This window comes from Cupriavidus sp. IDO (assembly GCF_000812465.1).
Classification (GTDB): Bacteria; Pseudomonadota; Gammaproteobacteria; order Burkholderiales; family Burkholderiaceae; genus Cupriavidus.
Map to the genome: position 1 here is coordinate 32,606 of NZ_JWMA01000021.1, position 16,886 is coordinate 49,491.

Here is a 16,886-nt window from a genome sequence, read left to right on the forward strand (position 1 = left end):
CATATCAAAGGCGATGAATACCTAGAATTTCTCGCACAAGCAATCAGAAGCACGGAGGCAAAGCATGAACCAGCGCGCAAACGAAAACCACTTTCTTACCGATGAAAGCTACCGACTGGAGGATCGCTATCTGCGCGCTTCCGGGCGGGTGTTCCTCACGGGGACACAGGCGCTGGTGCGCATCCTGCTCGAACAAGCCCGTGCCGACCGCGTTGCCCGGTTGCGCACGGGTGGTCTGGTTTCTGGCTATCGTGGATCACCGCTTGGCGGTCTGGATCAAGAGTTGTGGCGACAGCGAAAGATGCTCGCCGAGCATGATATTCGCTTCGAACCCGGATTGAACGAGGATCTGGGGGCAACGATGCTGTGGGGAGCACAGCAGATTGATGCCTTTCCAGGGAAGCGAGTCGAGGGCGTGTTCTCGATGTGGTACGGCAAGGGGCCGGGCGTTGACCGGACCGGCGACGTATTCCGCAATGCCAATATCCTCGGTACGTCGCGCCACGGCGGCGTGCTGGCGGTGGCGGGGGATGACCACGCGGCGCAGTCTTCGATGTTCCCGCATCAGACCGACCACGTGTTCGAAGGGGCGATGATGCCCATTCTGTTTCCGTCTTCCGTGGAGGAGTACGTCGAGTTCGGCCTGTTTGGCTATGCACTCTCACGCTTTTCCGGATTGTGGGTCGCATTCAAGGCAATTACCGAGACCGTGGAGAGTGGCAGGTCGATGACGCTGCCTGGCGCGGGCTTGCACGGCGGCTTTGCCGTTCCGACCGATATCGAGATTCCCGAGCGAGGTTTCGGTCTCGATACGGCTATACGGTGGCCGCAGCAGCGTGCCGAATTGGAGCGGCGCCTGATCGAGGAACGGTTGCCCGCGGCGCTTGCCTTTGCCCGTGCCAATCCGATTGATCGCACGCTGGTACGGCCGGCAAGCGCCAGGGTCGGGATCATCACCGTGGGCAAGGCTCACCTCGATGTGATGGCGGCGCTGCGGCGCCTCGATCTGGATACGATCGCGCTGGAATCCCTCGGTATCGGCGTCTATAAGGTCGGCATGTCCTGGCCGCTGGAAGGGCAAGGGGTGGAGCGCTTTTGCGCGGGCATGCAGGCGCTCATCGTAGTAGAAGAAAAGCGCAGTATGGTCGAGCAGCAGATCCAGGCGTTGCTGTACAACCACCGGCCGGAAGACCGTCCCGCCGTGTACGGCAAGCATGGACCTGACGGTGAAACATGGTTGCCTGCAACGATGGAGTTTTCTCCCGAGCAGGTGGCGGGCGTCCTTGGCCGGTTCTTCGGCGCTCAGGGCGTTGTTGTTGCAGAGGCGCGTGGGACGCAGCGTGCCGGCGCTGAAGCGGGCGCCGGTTCACGGATGATTCCAATTCATGCGGCGGAGCCGGTCCTGTCGCGCAAGCCGTTCTTCTGTTCCGGCTGCCCGCATAACAGCTCCACGCGCCTGCCAGACGGTTCGTATGCTGCGGCCGGCATCGGATGCCACATCATGGCGCTGGGGCAGCGCGAGCGAACCGCTACCTTCTGTCAGATGGGTGGCGAGGGCGTGCAGTGGGTCGGTCTTTCGAGCTTCTCCACCATGCCACATCTGTTCGTTAACCTGGGCGACGGGACCTACCAGCATTCGGGCAGCCTGGCAATTCGGCAGGCCGTGGCGGCTCGGACCGCCGTGACCTACAAGATCCTCTTCAATGATGCGGTCGCGATGACCGGCGGGCAGCCGACCGAAGGGGGCCTGACAGTATCGAAGGTCGCCGCGCAGCTCGTGGCCGAAGGAGTGAGAGAGATCGTGGTGGTCTCGGAGGAACCCGCGCGGTATCGCTCGACGGGCGAGATGCCCGCCAGTGTGGCTGTGGTGGACCGCAGCGAACTTGATACCGTTCAGATGCGTCTGCGTGAATACCGCGGCGTCTCAGCCATCATCTATGACCAGACGTGTGCCGCCGAGAAGCGACGCCGGCGCAAGCGCGGTTCGCTGGCAACGCCCAAGCGGCACATCGCTATCCATCCTGTCGTGTGCGAGGGCTGTGGAGACTGCTCGGCACGCTCCGGTTGTATTGCCGTCGAGCCGCTGGAGACGGAGCTTGGCCGCAAGCGCGCTGTCAACCAGTCGGCCTGCAACAAGGACATGACCTGCGTGCAAGGTTACTGCCCCAGCTTTGTGACCATCGAGGGGGAGCGGCAAAGCGCGGTGCAATCGGGCACGCTGCAGCGTCTGGAAGCCGAGTGGCAGCTTACTTTGCCGCCGCCCGCAACAACGTCGCCCGAATTGCTGCAGCACTGTGGGGTACTTGTGGCAGGGATCGGCGGGACCGGGATCGTCACCGTCGGCGCGATCCTCGCCATGGCGGCTCATCTGGAAGGCCGTGGCGCCTCGTCGCTCGATTTCACCGGTCTGGCCCAGAAGAATGGGGCGGTTGTCAGCCACATTCAGCTGGCCCAGTCGCCTGACCACATTGCCACGGCACGCATCGAGCCGAAGAGCGCCAACCTTTTGCTTGGCTGCGATGCTGTGGTGGCGGCCTCTCCAGACGTGCTGGCAAGGCTTCGTCCAGGCTCGGCGCATGCTGTGGTGGAAACCGCAATGACACCGACCGCGGATTTTGTCGGCGATGGCGATATGCAGATTTCACTGCCGGCCCACCGGCATGCAATTGAACGTGTCGTTGGTGAGGGCATGGCGGAATTCCATGGCTGGAGCGCTGCGGCGCAGACGATTTTCGGCGACACCTTCGCGGCTAACCTGATGTTGGTAGGCCATGCCTTCCAGCGCGGTTGGCTGCCGGTTTCGGAGATCGCGATCCTGCGTGCCATTGAACTCAATGGCGCTGCTGTCGAGGCCAACCGGCGGGCATTCCTGTGGGGCCGGATTCTGGCCCACGACCCGATGGCATTGCACAAGGCAGGGCAAGCCGCCGCTGCGGCGAGCGAGCCGTTCACCATCGGGGGATTCGTCAGCGCACGCGCACAAGACCTTGGTGCCTACCAGAATGCCGCATATGGCCGGCGCTACGCCGTCCTGGTGGACCGTGTCGCCCGTGCGGAAGGTCGCATCTCGGGCGCGCCGGGCGTGTTGACGGAAGCTGTCGCACGCAACTACTTCAAGGTCCTCGCCTACAAAGATGAGTATGAAGTGGCGCGCCTTCACATCGACCCTCTGGCGTCGCGAGCCCTGATGCAGGGCTTTGCACCCGGAGCGAAGCGTGTCTTTCATATGGCTCCTCCGATACTGGCGCGAGCGGGCAGTCCCGGTGGAATGCGTCGCAAGATTGCCTTGAAGGGCTGGTTCATCGTGCCGCTGATGCATGTGCTGCGGCACGGCAAGGTACTGCGTGGAACGGCGCTCGATCCTTTCGGTCTGCAGGCCGATCGTCAGCTGGAGCGTCGGCTGATTATCGAATTCGAGCGCGATGTCGATGCGGTTCTCGAACGACTGTCATTGAAGACCATGGATGACGCTGTCGCGCTGGTTCGGTTGTACGAGAAGGTCCGGGGATTTGGGCACATCAAAATGCGTCATTTCGAAGAGGCGAGGCCGGAGTTCGAACGACTTCGCGAGAAGATTCGGGCGCAGTGACAGATGACGCAATCATGCGTGGCGGCTTCGGTCGGCACTATTTCTATGGCACTTACCACTTTTCCCAATGAACGCATACGGAGTTTCAGGCGCGGATGATCATTCCGTGAGCCTTTTTGGCCTGGGCGGCACCACGCCCCATGAGCGCGTCACGTTGGTCACGGATGAGAAGTCCGGACTACGGGCCATCATTGCCATCCATAGCACGGCGCGCGGTCCGGCCTTCGGAGGATGCCGCTACTGGAGCTATGGGTCGGACCTTGCAGCCATGGAAGATGCCTTGCGCCTGTCGCGGGGAATGAGCTTGAAGAACGCGATGGCGGATCTTCCGTTTGGCGGAGGGAAGGCCGTCATCATGCGCGGAGATCGGCAGCATGAGCGCAAGGCCATGTACCAGGCCTTCGGCCGGGCGGTGCAAGCCCTGGCCGGCAGCTATATCACTGGGGAAGATGTCGGCACATCGGTGGCGGATATGCTTTCGGTGCGCGAAGTCACGCCTTATGCGGCGGGTATTCCGCGCGCAAACGGCTTCGGTGGCAATCCTTCTCCAAAGACGGCCCTGGGGGTATTTGCCGCCATCGAACGTGGCGCGTTGCATGTGTTCGGCGCTCGGCAGCTGAAGGGCCTCCGCGTCGCGGTGCAGGGTCTTGGCGCAGTAGGCTGGGCGCTGGCCGAGCGCCTTGACCGCGCGGGCTGCAAGCTGGTGGTTGCCGATATTGAAGCCACCCGCACCGCCGCGGCAAGTCGTGCATTCGACGCCACCGTCGTTGCGGTGGACGATATCGCCGCGCAGGATGTCGACATCCTGGCACCCTGCGCGTTGGGCGCGACGCTGGATCGGCACAGCATTCCTGCCCTGCGTGCGCGTTTGGTAGCAGGGGCGGCCAACAACCAGTTGGCCACGGATGCCGATGGCGACGCCTTGCATCAGCGTGGCATCGCCTATCTGCCCGACTATCTCGTGAACGCGGGCGGAATTATCAGCTGCGTCCGTGAATACGAGGGCGGCTTTGCTGAATCGGATGTGGATGCTGAGGTGCTGCGCATCGCCGATCGGGTAGAGTCGTTGTTCGTTCGCGCCCGCGATACGGCCGAGCCCCTGTCGCGTGCAGCCGACCGTTGGGCGCTGGAGAAACTCGCTGGCGTATCCTGAGCCATTGCTCCTGTGGCAATTCGACAGTCGAATGTTGGATCGCCTATAATTGTGATCACAGATAAGCCCTAAAAGCGCATTCGACACGAACGATGCCGTTTTTGGGGCGCTTCTACTATCAGAGATCACAGGAGCATCCAATGGGCGGGCTGGGCGAACAGGGGCGCCAGGACAAGGACGGGTTCGACGACGACGGTCCGGCGGTTTCCCGGCTGACCAACGTTGCGCTTCGCGAACGCGCTTATACCGAACTGGCCAACGCATTGCGAGCAGGGCGTTTTTCTCCGGGGAGCCCGGTAACCATTCGCGGTCTTGCCGCCTTGCTCGGCACCAGCACAATGCCGGTCCGCGAAGCCGTAAGCCGCCTGGTGACCGAGGGCGCCCTGGAACTGCTGCCGAATCGGACGCTGCGTGTCCCAGATGTGTCGATGGAGCGCCTGGACGATCTCATCGACACGCGTGCCACGCTCGAGGGGCGCGCTGCGTGGCTGGCCGCCGAGCGCATGACGCAGGCAGACTTCTCCCTGATCAAAGCTGCGGCGGAAGACTACAGTCATGCTGTGGACGCTGGCGATGTGCCGGCCGCGGTCGCGGCAAACGAGCAACTGCACTTTACGATCTACCGGGCCTCGCGTTCGGAGTTGCTGGTCTCGATCATTGAAATGCTCTGGCTGCAGAGCGGGCCCTACATTGCGGCTGTCATGAAGCAGATGCAGTCGACCCGCGAGATCCTGCATGACCGGGGCATCATGCACCACTTCAATATTCTGGCCGCGCTTGCAAAGCGCGATCCGCAAGCATCCAGCGACGCGGTGCAGTCCGATATCCTCGATGCGGCCAAGTGGTACAAGACGCAGATCTTCGCTGCGGACGGTACGCCGATCCTGGTGCCTGCCGCAGAGCGAAAGCGCCGGGGCAGGGCCCCGGCGACGACGGAGTAATACGCTGGCATCATCCACAGGCATGGCGAGGGCCAAGTTGCCTGCCAGCCCTCGCGGGTCCTAAGAGGCCTGTTCCGCTTCCTGCAGGTAGGCCAGGCCAAGCTTAACGTATTCATCGGCTGCCCAAGCCAGCTCGGCGACTTCCTCATCGGTCAACGTTCGCACGACCCGGCCTGGCATACCCATGACAAGGCTTCGCGGCGGGATGACTTTTCCGGGAGGAATCAGCGCACCGGCCCCGATCAGGGACTGTTTGCCGATCTGCGCCCCGTCCAGCACCGTGGCCCCGATTCCGATCAGGGCCCCATCCGCGACGCTGCATCCGTGCAGGCGAGCCTGATGGCCGACGCTTACGCCATCGCCAATAATGACGGGGTGCCCTGGGTCGGCATGCACGACAACGCCGTCCTGGAGGTTGGTCCGGGCGCCGATGGTAATTGGTTCCACGTCGGCACGCAGTACTGCGGAGAACCATATGGAACTGTTCTCTCCCAGTGTCACGGCGCCCACGACAGTCGCATTGTCGGCAAGGAAGCAGGACTTGCCGATCGACGGTATCGATTTGCAAAAACGTACCCGCATCACGCCGCCTTTCGTGTCGAGACTTCGTTACGCAATCTCGCGGTCGCTGTACTATCCAGTGCGCCATCGTGGCTCACTACCACGGCATAGACGTCACGCGCACGCTCGATGCTTAAGTAACCCTCAGTCACGTCCTTTCGAACCAGCTCGGGGTCTCGGGTATGCGGGTCGCCGTAGCCTCCGCCACCACAGGAATAGGACAGGATGGTCTCGCCGTCGCGCAGTGTGATGACGCCGCCGGCCGGCAGGGCTTCGAGGCTGCCGGATCCCAGGCGTCGCCGCTGCCCGGAGTTAGCACCGGCGAGACCGCCACGGACGCCCTTGGGGCCGTTAACAGAGCCATCGCTGACGTAGCCTATATCCATTTCGCAACCGCGCGGGCCGAACTCGACAAACATGCTTCGCGCACCGTTGTGGCGTCCGGCTCCTTCGCTGTCGGGTACAAAGCTCCGAGAGCGAACAAACAGAGGGTGGCGCATTTCATCGAGTTCGACGCTGTCCTGGAAGCACAGGCCCGCGTTACCAACGTGTCCGATCGTCTGCCATGCGTCGGCCGTCGGCCCCGCAGCGCCGCCGGTGAAGCCAAGGAACAGCTGGTTGATGAAACGGTGACCCGTACTGGGGTCAATGCCCGAAATCACACCGATTGCCGGTGGGATCACGGCGCCGCATTCCGCCAGTCCGGCGCCATCTGCCATCTCGGCCACAGCGGTCTGCACGGCATTGGCGACGCGGTCGGCCATATTCGTGGTGGCGACGGAACATGAGGTGGGATGCAGGGGGATGCCAACCACGCAGCCTTCGCGCAAACGAATATCGATACGGCGGAAGGACCCTGAGTTTTTGGGCACGGTGTGCTCGATACTGTTGAAGACGCCGACCATCGCAGCCGTCCGTGCGCACGCTTCGCTGAGATTGAGGCCACACGGCAGGCAATCCGGGTTGTCACGCAGATCCACCGTCACCTTGCCATTGGCGGCATCCACATCGATCTCAGCGCGGATCGTTACGCCTTCCTCCGACATGCCGGGGAATAGTGCGTCATGGGTGCTGGTGCCCGTCCCGCGCCCGGGAGTCAGGGACTGAATAGCGCTAATCATGCGCTGCTCGGAGTAATCCAGGTAGTCGACTGCATACTGCTCCAGTCGGTCCCATCCGAGTTCTTCACCCAACGCCAGCAGCTCGCGCTCTCCAATGCGGGCGGCACCGACCATCGCGAGATAGTCGCCCCACCATTGTTCGGGCACGCGGATGCGCATTTTGCACATGCGCACAATATCGTCGATATTGCCATAGTCCTGCTGCACTTTGACTGCAGGGAAGATTAGAGCTCCCTCATGGTAGATGTCGCGGGCGCCTCCCATATACGTGGTTGGCTCCGAGTTGCCGCAGTCCGCCTGGTGCGCCTTGGCCACCACCGTGAAGCGGTGAGTGCCCTGGTCGTCGATCACCGGCACCAGGATTGTGTGGTCGGCCGGGTGAGAGCAGCCGTGATAGGGCGAATTGTGGAGGAACGCATCGCCACGGCGCAGCTCCGGGTGGAACTGCTTCATTGTCGCGCTCATCATGTCCGGACCGCTCAGCACATGGATGGGAAGACTTTCGGCGGCTGCGAGCAGTTGGCAATCCGCCGTGACGATGCAGCAGGAGAAGTCCCGTGCGATATTGAGCACGCCTGACCGACCACTGCGAAGCAATGTATTGGCCATCTTGCGGGCGACGCCTTCAAGCCGGTTGGTAATCAATGCGAGCTGGACGCCATCCGTGGCGGGACGCTCGATCGTGTCTCGTTGCATGAGTGGCTCCTGATTAATCGCGGCCGGGAAGAATAGAAAGACTGCCGCTCGCCCGGCGCGTGGCGCTCGCCCCGGGGTTCAGCACGACAGTGGTAAAGGACGACTCGATGATTGCTGGTCCTTGGACGGTTTCCGAGGAATCGAGTGCTTCGAAGCGGACCACCGCAGTGTCGACATAGCCCGCGCCCTCGAAATAGGCTTTGCGAACGGGGTTTGCGATCGGGCGCGCGATCGAGTTGGCAAGCGTGCCGCCCTCCTGTGCGCGGATGCGGCAGGCAACCGTCGCTCGCCAGCCCACGATCTCGATGGGTGAGCCCGCATCGCGGATCGCAAAGACTTCCTCGTGGGCGCGGTGAAAGCCTTCGACGAGCGCGGCAGTATCCGCTTCTGTATAGATTCCATCTGGAGGCAGCTGCACCTCGAGTTCCCATACCTGCTCCGGATAGCGTGCCTCTGCCCAGAGAGTTACAGTCTGAGCCAGGGAGCCCTTGCCGGGGCCATCGATAAATTCCTGGCAACGCTCGGTGAGGTCGTTCAGGACCTCCCGCACGCCCGCGAAGTCAAAGGCATCGCTTCGCGTGAAGAAGGTTGCGTGGTAATGAGATGTCAGGTCGGACATCATGGCGCCGGCAGCGCTCATGGTGGCGCCGACTTGCGGAATGACCAGGCGCGGCGAACTCAGGCGACGCGCAATCAGTACGGAATTCAGTCCGGCTGCGCCACCGCCGCCGATGAGGACGGCCTCGCTTGGGTCGATACCCTGGTTTATGGTGATGTCGCAGATGGCCTGCACCATGTTCTCGGTGGCAATGCTGATGATCGAGGCGGCGGCTGCTTCCACGGACATGCCCAGCGGAGTAGCGATGTGGTCCTGAATTGCCTCACGCGCAGCGCTCGCGTCCAGTTTCATGGTGCCGCCGAGGAAGAAATCCGGGTCGATATAGCCCAACGCGAGCGAGGCATCCGTGACTGTCGGCAACGTTCCGCCCCGGCGATAGCAGACGGGGCCCGGCACGGCGCCGGCACTGTTGGGGCCAACGTGCAGCATGCCGCCACTGTCTACCCAGGCGATGGAGCCGCCGCCTGCGCCCACGCTTTTCACGTCCACCGAAGGGAAGCCCGTCATGACGCCGCGGTAGGGCGCGCCGATCCAGGTTTCCTGGGACCACGGCACGCGGCCGCGGCGCACCAGGCTGACATCGTAGGTCGTGCCGCCGGTGTCGGCCACGATTGCCGTCCCGGTGTCTTCGTCGGCCCGCGCGAAGTAGCGGCCGGAAACGGGGGCCATCGAAGGGCCGGAATTGATGAGATGAATGGGCGCGTCCGCGACGTGGTCCGCATCCATGACGCCGCCCTGCGAGGTGACCACTACGACGCGTCCCGGGAAGCCCGCTGACTTAAGCCGGTCCACCAGTGTATGCATGTAGGCGCGCATCATCGGCTTCAGGGAAGCATCGATGCAGCTGGACGAGGCCCGACGGAACTCTCGCGGAATCGGGTTGAGTCGGTGCGACAGCGTGAAGGGCACGCCGGGAAGGTGGGTTTGAATGAGCTCCGCGACCCGGTGCTCGTGTGCGGGATTTACGATCGACCAAAGCAGGCATACCGCAATGGCTTCGATCCCTGCGCGTCGCATCTCATTAAGGGATCGGATGAGGGCGGCCTCGTCCAGTGGCTCCAGTTCTGTGCCGTCAGCCAGGATGCGGCCAGGGACTTCCCAGGTGAGCGCCCTTGGCACAAACGGATCGGGGTACGCCACCGTGAAGTTGAACGGCTCCAGGCGCCCCCCCTCCCGCAAGGTAAGGATATCGCGGTGGCCAGACGGCACGATCAAGGCCGTTCGCGCCGTGTTGCCCGTGATGATGGCGTTGATCGCGTGAGTGGTCCCATAGATGAACATCTCGCCGCGCGACAACATGGTGTCGCGCGCAAGCCCAAGGCCGTCGGCGGCAACCTGGAGGGCATCCAGGACTCCGCTGATAGGGTCCGACGGCGTCGTCGGGGACTTGAACATATGCAAGTTGCCGGCCTCATCCTCAACGATGAGGTCGGTGAAGGTACCGCCTGTGTCTACTGCAAAACGCATGAACTGTCTCCTGTGAGCCAACCCGGTGGGGCGTCGCGTCATGACGCCACCAGCCAGGTCAGTATATTTATCGATGTTTGTGATCACAAGAACATTGGTGGCTAAACGGAAAAAATAAGGGTAAACCACTATAAAACGGCCAGATTACAAGGTATGAGTCGGTGCGCCGAGAAATAATGTTTGATTTGTGATCACTAAACAGCTACCTTTGCTCCTAAGCAAGACCCGGCCCGAAAGGCTCGACGAATTCAGAACAGAGGAGCAGGAAAATGCACGACACAACGAAAGTCGCCATCGTTACCGGCGGTTCACAAGGGATTGGCGAAGCCGCCGCAAGGAAGCTGGCGGCCGAGGGCTTCCGCGTCGCCGTAGTTGCCAGCGCGGACCGGGCGAAGGCTGGCAAGGTTGCGCAAGCCATCAATGTCAAAGGGGGCGATGCGGCGGGTTTTGCCTGCGACGTCCGTAATCCCGACGCGGCCCGCCGGCTTATCGCCGAGGTTCACGATGCGTTCGGCCGTATCGACGTCCTGGTGAATGCCGCCGGAATCTTCAAGCCGACACCGGCAGGCAGCTCCGACGCCACGCATGTCAACCAGATGATTGACACGAACCTGAAGGGCACATGGAACACGATTGACGCGGTGGTGCCTGTGTTGAAGGCCAACGGTGGGGGGCGAATCGTCAATGTGGCGTCGGTCGCTGGGCTGACCGGGTTTGGCTCCTATGCGATCTATTGCGCGACGAAGGCCGGCATCATCCTTGCGACGCGTGCCTTGGCCTGCGAACTGGGCCGTGAAAACATCAAAGTCAATTGCGTGGCACCAGGCAATACGGCCACCGCCATGAACGACGACATTCGCAATGAGGCTGCCATGCAGGGGCTGCGCGATTTCATGGCGGCGCGTACGCCCAGCACGCGAACGTTCTCCGAGCCCGAGGACATCGCAGGCGCCATCGCGTTCCTCGCCTCCGACGCCGCGCGCGCCATGCATGGCAGTTGCCTGTTGATGGACGAGGGCATATCCGCCGGGCTGTGAAGGCGTGACCGGGTGTTCAAATCAACGATGACAAGGCATTTCCGAGATGAAAGAAAGAGTCCTGGTGACGGGCGGTGCCGATAGTGTCGGCCGCGTTATCGCAGAGCATTTCCGCGCTAGAGGCGCGCTGGTGCATATCTGTGACGTACGCGCCGATGCGCTGGCCGAGACCCTGCGCGCCAACCCCGGCATGACCGGAACGGTCGCCAATGTGGGCAAGCCCGATGACGTTGCGAGAGTAGTGCGGGAGGCCGAGCGCCAATTTGGCGACATCTCGGTCCTCGTGAACAACGTCGGCATCGCTGGCCCGCGAGCTGCAATCGAAGATATCTCCGACGAGGCATGGTGCGAGACACTCGACGTCAATGTTGGCGCGATGTTCCAGTTCATGAAGCGTGTCGTCCCCGCCATGAAGCGGCACCGTCATGGCGCAATCATCAATTTCTCGACCGGGTCCACGCGCACCCGGCTGCCAATGCGCACGCCTTATGTGGTATCAAAAGCCGCAGTCGAGTCGCTTACCTTGAATGCAGCCCGCGAGCTGGGTCCGTTCAATGTTCGTTGCAACGCGATCCTGCCGGGCATGATCGACAACGACAGGATGCGGCGAATCGTCGCCAACATCGCACAGGAATCGGGGCGCGCTGCCGAAGAAGTGGAATCGGACTACCTGAAGTACATATCGTTGCGCAGCAAGGTTCAGCCAGAAGACCTTGCGCAGACCGTTCTCTTTCTCGCGTCGGATGCCGCGGCGAAGATTACCGGCGAGCTACTGGCCGTTAGTGGAAACGTCGAATGGGAGATCTGACAATGTCACGCAAAGTTATCCTTACCTGTGCCGTAACGGGAAACGCTCCATTTAATCCCAAGCATCCTTCGATGCCGATTACACCGGCACAGATTGCTGATGCCTGCGTGGAGGCGGCGAAGGCCGGTGCTTCTGTCGCGCACATTCACGTGCGCGACCCCAAGACGGGCGGAGGCAGTCGCGATCCGATGCTATTCAAGGAGGTGGTCGACCGGGTACGCTCTTCGGGTACGGATATCGTGCTGAATCTAACCTGTGGCCTGGGCGCGTTCCTGCTGCCGGATCCCGAAGACGAGTCGAGGGCGCTACCCGAAAGTGACGTCATCCCCGTTGCTGAGCGGGTCAAGCATCTCGAAGATTGTTTGCCGGAGATTGCCTCACTCGATATTACGACTGGAAACCAAGTGGAAGGCAAACTCGAGTTTGTCTACCTGAATACCACTCGAACCCTGCGTGCGATGGCTCGGCGTTTCCAGGAACTCGGTGTCAAGCCGGAGTTGGAGGTGTTCAGTCCCGGAGACATTCTGTTCGGCAAGTCGCTAATCGAGGAGGGCCTGATTGACGGAGTGCCGCTCTTCCAGATGGTGCTGGGCGTCCTGTGGGGGGCGCCCGCGAGCACAGAGACAATGCTTTATCAACGCAACCTCATTCCACCGAATGCCCAGTGGGCCGCCTTCGGTATTGGACGAGACCAAATGCCAATGATGGCGCAGGCAGCCTTGCTGGGCGGTAACGTGCGTGTTGGCCTAGAGGACAATCTGTACCTGAGCCGTGGCGTCTTTGCCACCAACGGCCAGCTTGTCGAGCGTGCTCGCAATGTGATTGAGCACCTGGGCATGTCCGTGGCCACGCCGGCTGAAGCCCGTGACATCATGGGCTTGTCTCGACCCGCCTAGCGAGCCAAGGGGTCGGGGGTCGTACAACTACCCCTGTGCCCCAAGCGTCATGCCATTCCCTGCGTGCAGCGCGAATGGCATCGCATATCACTCATCCTTGCGCATTCAGTAGCCGCAGAATCTCCTCATGCACGCGAGCGTCGCCGCAAGCGACCACCGCACCGCCATCCTGAGGATCGCCGCCCGTCCAACTTGTCATGACGCCGCCGGCACCCTTGATGATTGGGATCAGCGCCTGCACGTCATAAGGCTGTAGTCCCGCCTCGACCACGGCGTCGACCTGGCCCGCGGCAACCATGCAATATCCGTAACAATCCCCGCCGTATCGCTGCATTCGGGCGGAACGTGCCACACGCTGGAAAGCGTCCCATTGTTCGCCCGCTTCAAACATGTCGGGAGTCGTGCAGAGCAGCTTGGCGTCTGAGAGAGCTTTGCAAGGCTGGACCCTTAATAGGTTGCCATTGAGCCAGGCTTGGTTGCCGTCACCGGAGAAGCGCTCGCGCGTGAACGGCTGATCCATGACCCCGAGTACCGAGTGCTGGCCATCATTGAGCGCAATCAGCGTTCCCCAAAGTGGCAGTCCTGTAATAAATGCACGCGTCCCGTCAATGGGATCCAGTACCCACGTGAAGGGCTCGGTCCCGACAATTCGCTGCTCCTCTTCGCCGAGAATGCCATGGCTGGGATAGGTACTCCGGATCAGCTCGCGCATGGCCCGCTCGGCTTCCCGGTCGGCCACGGTAACGGGATCAAAGCGTGTGGCACCTTTGTCCACCACATCGATCACTGCACGAAAATAGGCGAGCGTGACAGCGCTTGCTGCATCGGCCATGCGACCGGCAAAGGTGAGAAATTCGGCTTGCTGATCTGCGTGCAGTGGCATAGTGAATTAAAGCATGCATCATAGAGAAGTCGTACTCGCTATTGTAGCCCTTGGTGTCAGGCCGGAACATGCTCAGGCATCGTTGCGCTGTGTCCGCGACTTGCCTGCTGCCGACCTGGATCAGATTTGACCGACGCTGCGCCCCAGGCCGACCTCACCGACTCCGCGGGCGCTTTCCCAAAACATGAGCGCTGTACCCGGAGGCCTGTGGCCTTCTATTCTGGGGCCAGCCCCGATGAAGCCAAACTCCTTGGCAAGCTCGCAACTAGAGGGAGTGGAGAGGAGAAACACGCACGGGCCCCCTGAAGACGCTGGAACCGTTGCCATCTTGCGAAGAATGGCACCCTCAGCCAGTATCGGCTTTTGCACCGCGGCTACATGCCTCTTCTCGGGCTTGGCCAGCGCCAAAACCGTCTCCTATACTCGGTTTGGCACCGTGAATCCTCCCGAGTCTCATAGCCGTGCGGAACATCTTTGATCAGTACACCCAGCCGGAGAATCGGCTCACGCATGCGCTGGCGTGCTGCCTCGAGGCCGAGCGCAGCTTGCTGGTTTCGTTCGTCAAATGGGCGACCGGCGAAGACGCGCCTCGCACGGAATTGCGCATCGTCGAACAGAGCCTCCCCGGTGAGCCGGAGCCGGAAGAGTCCGAGCAGGAAAGAACCGATGATGTTCGCCGCGGCCTGCCCGATGCGTGGATGTTCAACGACGACGGCTGGGCACTACTCATCGAGTCCAAGGTGGCCCTAAACATCGATACCGATCAACTGCAGCGGCATCTTCAGACCGCTAACCGCCAGGGCTTCGAGTCGCCGCGCCAGGTAGTGCTGTCGCCGCGTAGCGAAACGCCGAAATTGCCGGGACGGACCACGGCGCGCACGTGGAGCGACTTGTACCACTGGGCCAAGGACTCGACAACTAGTGAGTGGGCCCGTCGACTTAGCCGTTACATGGAAGTGGCGGAGCGGAAGATGCTCTCGGATGAGTATCTAAAAGGGGGATACACCTTGACGATTTTCACGGGCATCTCTTTTGACGCCGAAAATCCGTACTCCTACCTCGAGGGCAAGCGATTGCTTCTGCTTGCAATGCAGAAATTGCGCGAGAGCAGGGCGTTGCAGGACGAGTTGGGGGTCAACGTGGGGCGACCAGGGCGCCCCGCCATCACCGGCAGCAAGGGCAGCCATGTCTGGGATGTGCTCCAATTTTCCGCGGCAGGTAAGCGGGAATTTTCGGAGTTTCCGCACCTTACGCTCGGCATAGAGCGGGAGCAAGTGAGAGCCCAACTCACGCTTCCCAACGGCATTGATGGCCAACTCCGCCGTAGGTTGGCGATTCTGGGTTTCTCAGGACTACAGGCTGCGCTCAGTGAGTTCATTCAGCGCGCAGCGCCATTGCTGATGCGCGACCCAGGTGCCACGCCGTACGTCCTGGTTCTTCAGCGTCGGTATCCGTCACAGCGTGCTGAACCGTTTGTGGATGCGCGAGTCGAGTTTGATCCGAGAACGGCCGTCGATGCTGGTGACGAGGACACGGTCAAATTGCAGGAAGAGTGGCTGGAAGCAACAGTTGCTGCATTCTCCAAACGACAGGCGAATCTGAATCTGTCATTTGGAATCGCGTTCAAGTATGGCAAGAGCAAGTCCCTCGGGCAGGCGTCATTCATATCGGCGGTCGAGGATGCCTGGCTCGCGACCAAGCCCATTTTGGTCGCCTTGGGACTCGCTGGCGAAATTGAGTAGGGCTGAGGAGGCGAAAAGACGTCGATCAAGCGCGCGCAGATGATCGCGAGCATTGCTGGTGCGGACAGCGGCGATGTCGGTCCTGTCGTTCAGCGAACTGCAATCCTGGCGCGGGCGATGGCCGCGCAGCAAAAAGCCCGAGGGCGGTCCTTGAATAAGCCATGCACATGCGGCCGGTCCTCCTCTACCGCCCAGTGCGCAAGGGCAGCAGGGGTACTCCGGCCGAGGTGCTGCAGGCGTTCTGGCAGGAGCTACGCGGTCGCACGTGCGTGACCATCGACCATCCCGGCCGGCCCTTTAGCCGCGGAGCGGCAGGCGCACGCCGCGACCCAGGCCGGCTCGACGCGGGCCGGACGGAGCTGGAGGCGGCCCGGCGCCAGCTGGACGCTCTGCGCACCCAAGTCTCGACGGAGCTGGAGCGGGCGCGCGAGGCGGTGACGCTCGCGCAGGAGCGCGCCGAAGCCAGCGAGCGGCGCAGCTTGCGCGAACTGGACCAGGAGCGCACCGCGCGCCAGAAGAGTGAGCGCGCGGCTGAAGACCTGCGCGGCGAACTGGTGGCGGCACGCAGCGAGGCGCGCGATGCGGCGGTGGCGCAGGCGGAAGGCCGCGCTAAGCTCGAAGCGCAGGCCGCGGCGCTGGCCGATCGGCTCGCGGTGGCCGGAGCCTTTTTGTATAGCGCGATCTTGTGTGAGTGCGAGCGCTTTTGCTGCAGCAGGTCCATTCCAACCATCATCAGCTTGTTTTGAACTGCCACTGTGTCCAGCATGCCCACGAGTGGCTTGACGGCATGTCATAGGGAGTCATCTCCTCCGAGCAAGCCGTCATTTAACATAACGCCAGATCTCAGAAAAAGCTATTGGGCCTTCGTTGTGGGCAGGGGCAGGTGACCCAGGGCCGGTGTGGGGCCGGACTCCCCTCACTCAACTGTCGCCGAGCGGTTGGCGGGAATGAGGACAAAATCGAAATGGGCGGCGGCATACAGTGCATTGCACGCCCAGACTTCAGCGACTTCCACGGTGTACCAGATACTGAACACGCTTGGCCTGCAGGCCAAGGTTCCGAATGCAGGCTATCTGCTGTCCGGAGTATTCTGAATCGAACAAACCAGACTGATTGGAGATGCCATGACGACGAGCTCTGCGAAGAAGAAGATTGCCATCCTGGACGACTACCAGGGCGCTGCCCTCACGGTGGCCGACTGGTCGCCCCTGAAGGAGAGGGCGGAGATTGTTGTCTTTGGCGACCACGTCGACGATGAAGGCAACATCGTCGAGCGACTGCGCGATTTCGATGTGGTATGCGCGATGCGCGAGCGCACGCCCTTCCGGCGCCCCTTGATGGAGCAGCTTCCGAAGCTGAGGCTGATTGCCTCC

Annotated in this window: 11 protein-coding genes and 2 pseudogenes; 9 read left to right on the forward strand and 4 right to left on the reverse strand. The window is 61.9% G+C overall.

Annotated features, from left to right (window positions below):
* The first annotated feature begins 64 nt into the window (after positions 1–64).
* The 3 genes from RM96_RS07300 to RM96_RS07310 all read left to right on the forward strand — a co-directional run bounded on the left by RM96_RS07300 (position 65) and on the right by RM96_RS07310 (position 5,683).
* Complete coding sequence (locus RM96_RS07300; protein ID WP_039009302.1) at positions 65–3,589, forward strand: indolepyruvate ferredoxin oxidoreductase family protein; 3,525 nt, start codon at positions 65–67, stop codon at positions 3,587–3,589.
* Positions 3,590–3,656: 67 nt separating this feature from the next.
* Positions 3,657–4,742, forward strand: a complete 1,086-nt coding sequence (locus RM96_RS07305; protein WP_082016448.1) for a Leu/Phe/Val dehydrogenase — start codon at positions 3,657–3,659, stop codon at positions 4,740–4,742.
* Positions 4,743–4,882: 140 nt separating this feature from the next.
* On the forward strand, positions 4,883–5,683 hold the full coding sequence (locus RM96_RS07310; protein WP_039009304.1) for a GntR family transcriptional regulator: 801 nt from the start codon (positions 4,883–4,885) through the stop codon (positions 5,681–5,683).
* Between the two features lie 60 nt (positions 5,684–5,743).
* On the opposite strand, the gene RM96_RS07315 is transcribed toward RM96_RS07310, so the two are convergent.
* From RM96_RS07315 to RM96_RS07325, 3 genes are read right to left on the reverse strand one after another with little or no spacing between them, the layout of a single operon-like run.
* Positions 5,744–6,265: a gamma carbonic anhydrase family protein gene (locus RM96_RS07315; RefSeq protein ID WP_052279363.1), complete on the reverse strand. Its 522-nt coding sequence runs from the start codon at positions 6,263–6,265 to the stop codon at positions 5,744–5,746.
* Positions 6,265–8,061 carry a hydantoinase B/oxoprolinase family protein gene (locus RM96_RS07320; RefSeq protein WP_039009306.1) on the reverse strand — a complete coding sequence of 599 codons (1,797 nt, stop codon included), beginning with the start codon at positions 8,059–8,061 and terminating at the stop codon, positions 6,265–6,267. The genes RM96_RS07315 and RM96_RS07320 overlap by 1 nt, the downstream gene beginning before the upstream one ends.
* A gap of 13 nt (positions 8,062–8,074) precedes the next feature.
* Positions 8,075–10,147: a hydantoinase/oxoprolinase family protein gene (locus tag RM96_RS07325; RefSeq protein ID WP_039009308.1), complete on the reverse strand. Its 2,073-nt coding sequence runs from the start codon at positions 10,145–10,147 to the stop codon at positions 8,075–8,077.
* A 269-nt stretch (positions 10,148–10,416) separates the two neighbouring features.
* On the opposite strand from RM96_RS07325, the gene RM96_RS07330 reads away from it, so the two are divergent.
* The 3 genes from RM96_RS07330 (at position 10,417) to RM96_RS07340 (ending at position 12,888) form a co-directional block, all read left to right on the forward strand.
* Positions 10,417–11,184, forward strand: a complete 768-nt coding sequence (locus RM96_RS07330) for an SDR family NAD(P)-dependent oxidoreductase (protein ID WP_039009310.1) — start codon at positions 10,417–10,419, stop codon at positions 11,182–11,184.
* A 64-nt stretch (positions 11,185–11,248) separates the two neighbouring features.
* The gene (locus tag RM96_RS07335; RefSeq protein WP_238587130.1) at positions 11,249–11,992 is read left to right on the forward strand and encodes an SDR family oxidoreductase; all 744 of its coding nucleotides are present in this window, start codon (positions 11,249–11,251) and stop codon (positions 11,990–11,992) included.
* Between the two features lie 2 nt (positions 11,993–11,994).
* A complete protein-coding gene (locus RM96_RS07340) occupies positions 11,995–12,888 on the forward strand; it encodes a 3-keto-5-aminohexanoate cleavage protein (protein ID WP_039009314.1) in 894 nt (297 codons plus the stop codon).
* Positions 12,889–12,979: 91 nt separating this feature from the next.
* Here RM96_RS07340 and hisN read toward each other — a convergent pair whose 3' ends face one another.
* Positions 12,980–13,771, reverse strand: a complete 792-nt coding sequence (gene hisN / locus RM96_RS07345; RefSeq protein WP_039009315.1) for a histidinol-phosphatase — start codon at positions 13,769–13,771, stop codon at positions 12,980–12,982.
* A 461-nt stretch (positions 13,772–14,232) separates the two neighbouring features.
* Between hisN and RM96_RS07355 the strand changes: the two genes are divergently transcribed.
* The 3 genes and pseudogenes from RM96_RS07355 to RM96_RS07365 all read left to right on the forward strand — a co-directional run.
* Positions 14,233–15,513, forward strand: coding sequence for a hypothetical protein (locus tag RM96_RS07355; RefSeq protein WP_039009318.1), 1,281 nt, complete (start codon positions 14,233–14,235; stop codon positions 15,511–15,513).
* Positions 15,514–15,695: 182 nt separating this feature from the next.
* Positions 15,696–16,148 (forward strand): annotated as a pseudogene (locus tag RM96_RS07360) (DNA-binding protein); the annotation flags it as partial.
* 489 nt (positions 16,149–16,637) lie between these two features.
* A pseudogene (locus RM96_RS07365) lies at positions 16,638–16,886 on the forward strand (D-2-hydroxyacid dehydrogenase family protein); the annotation flags it as partial.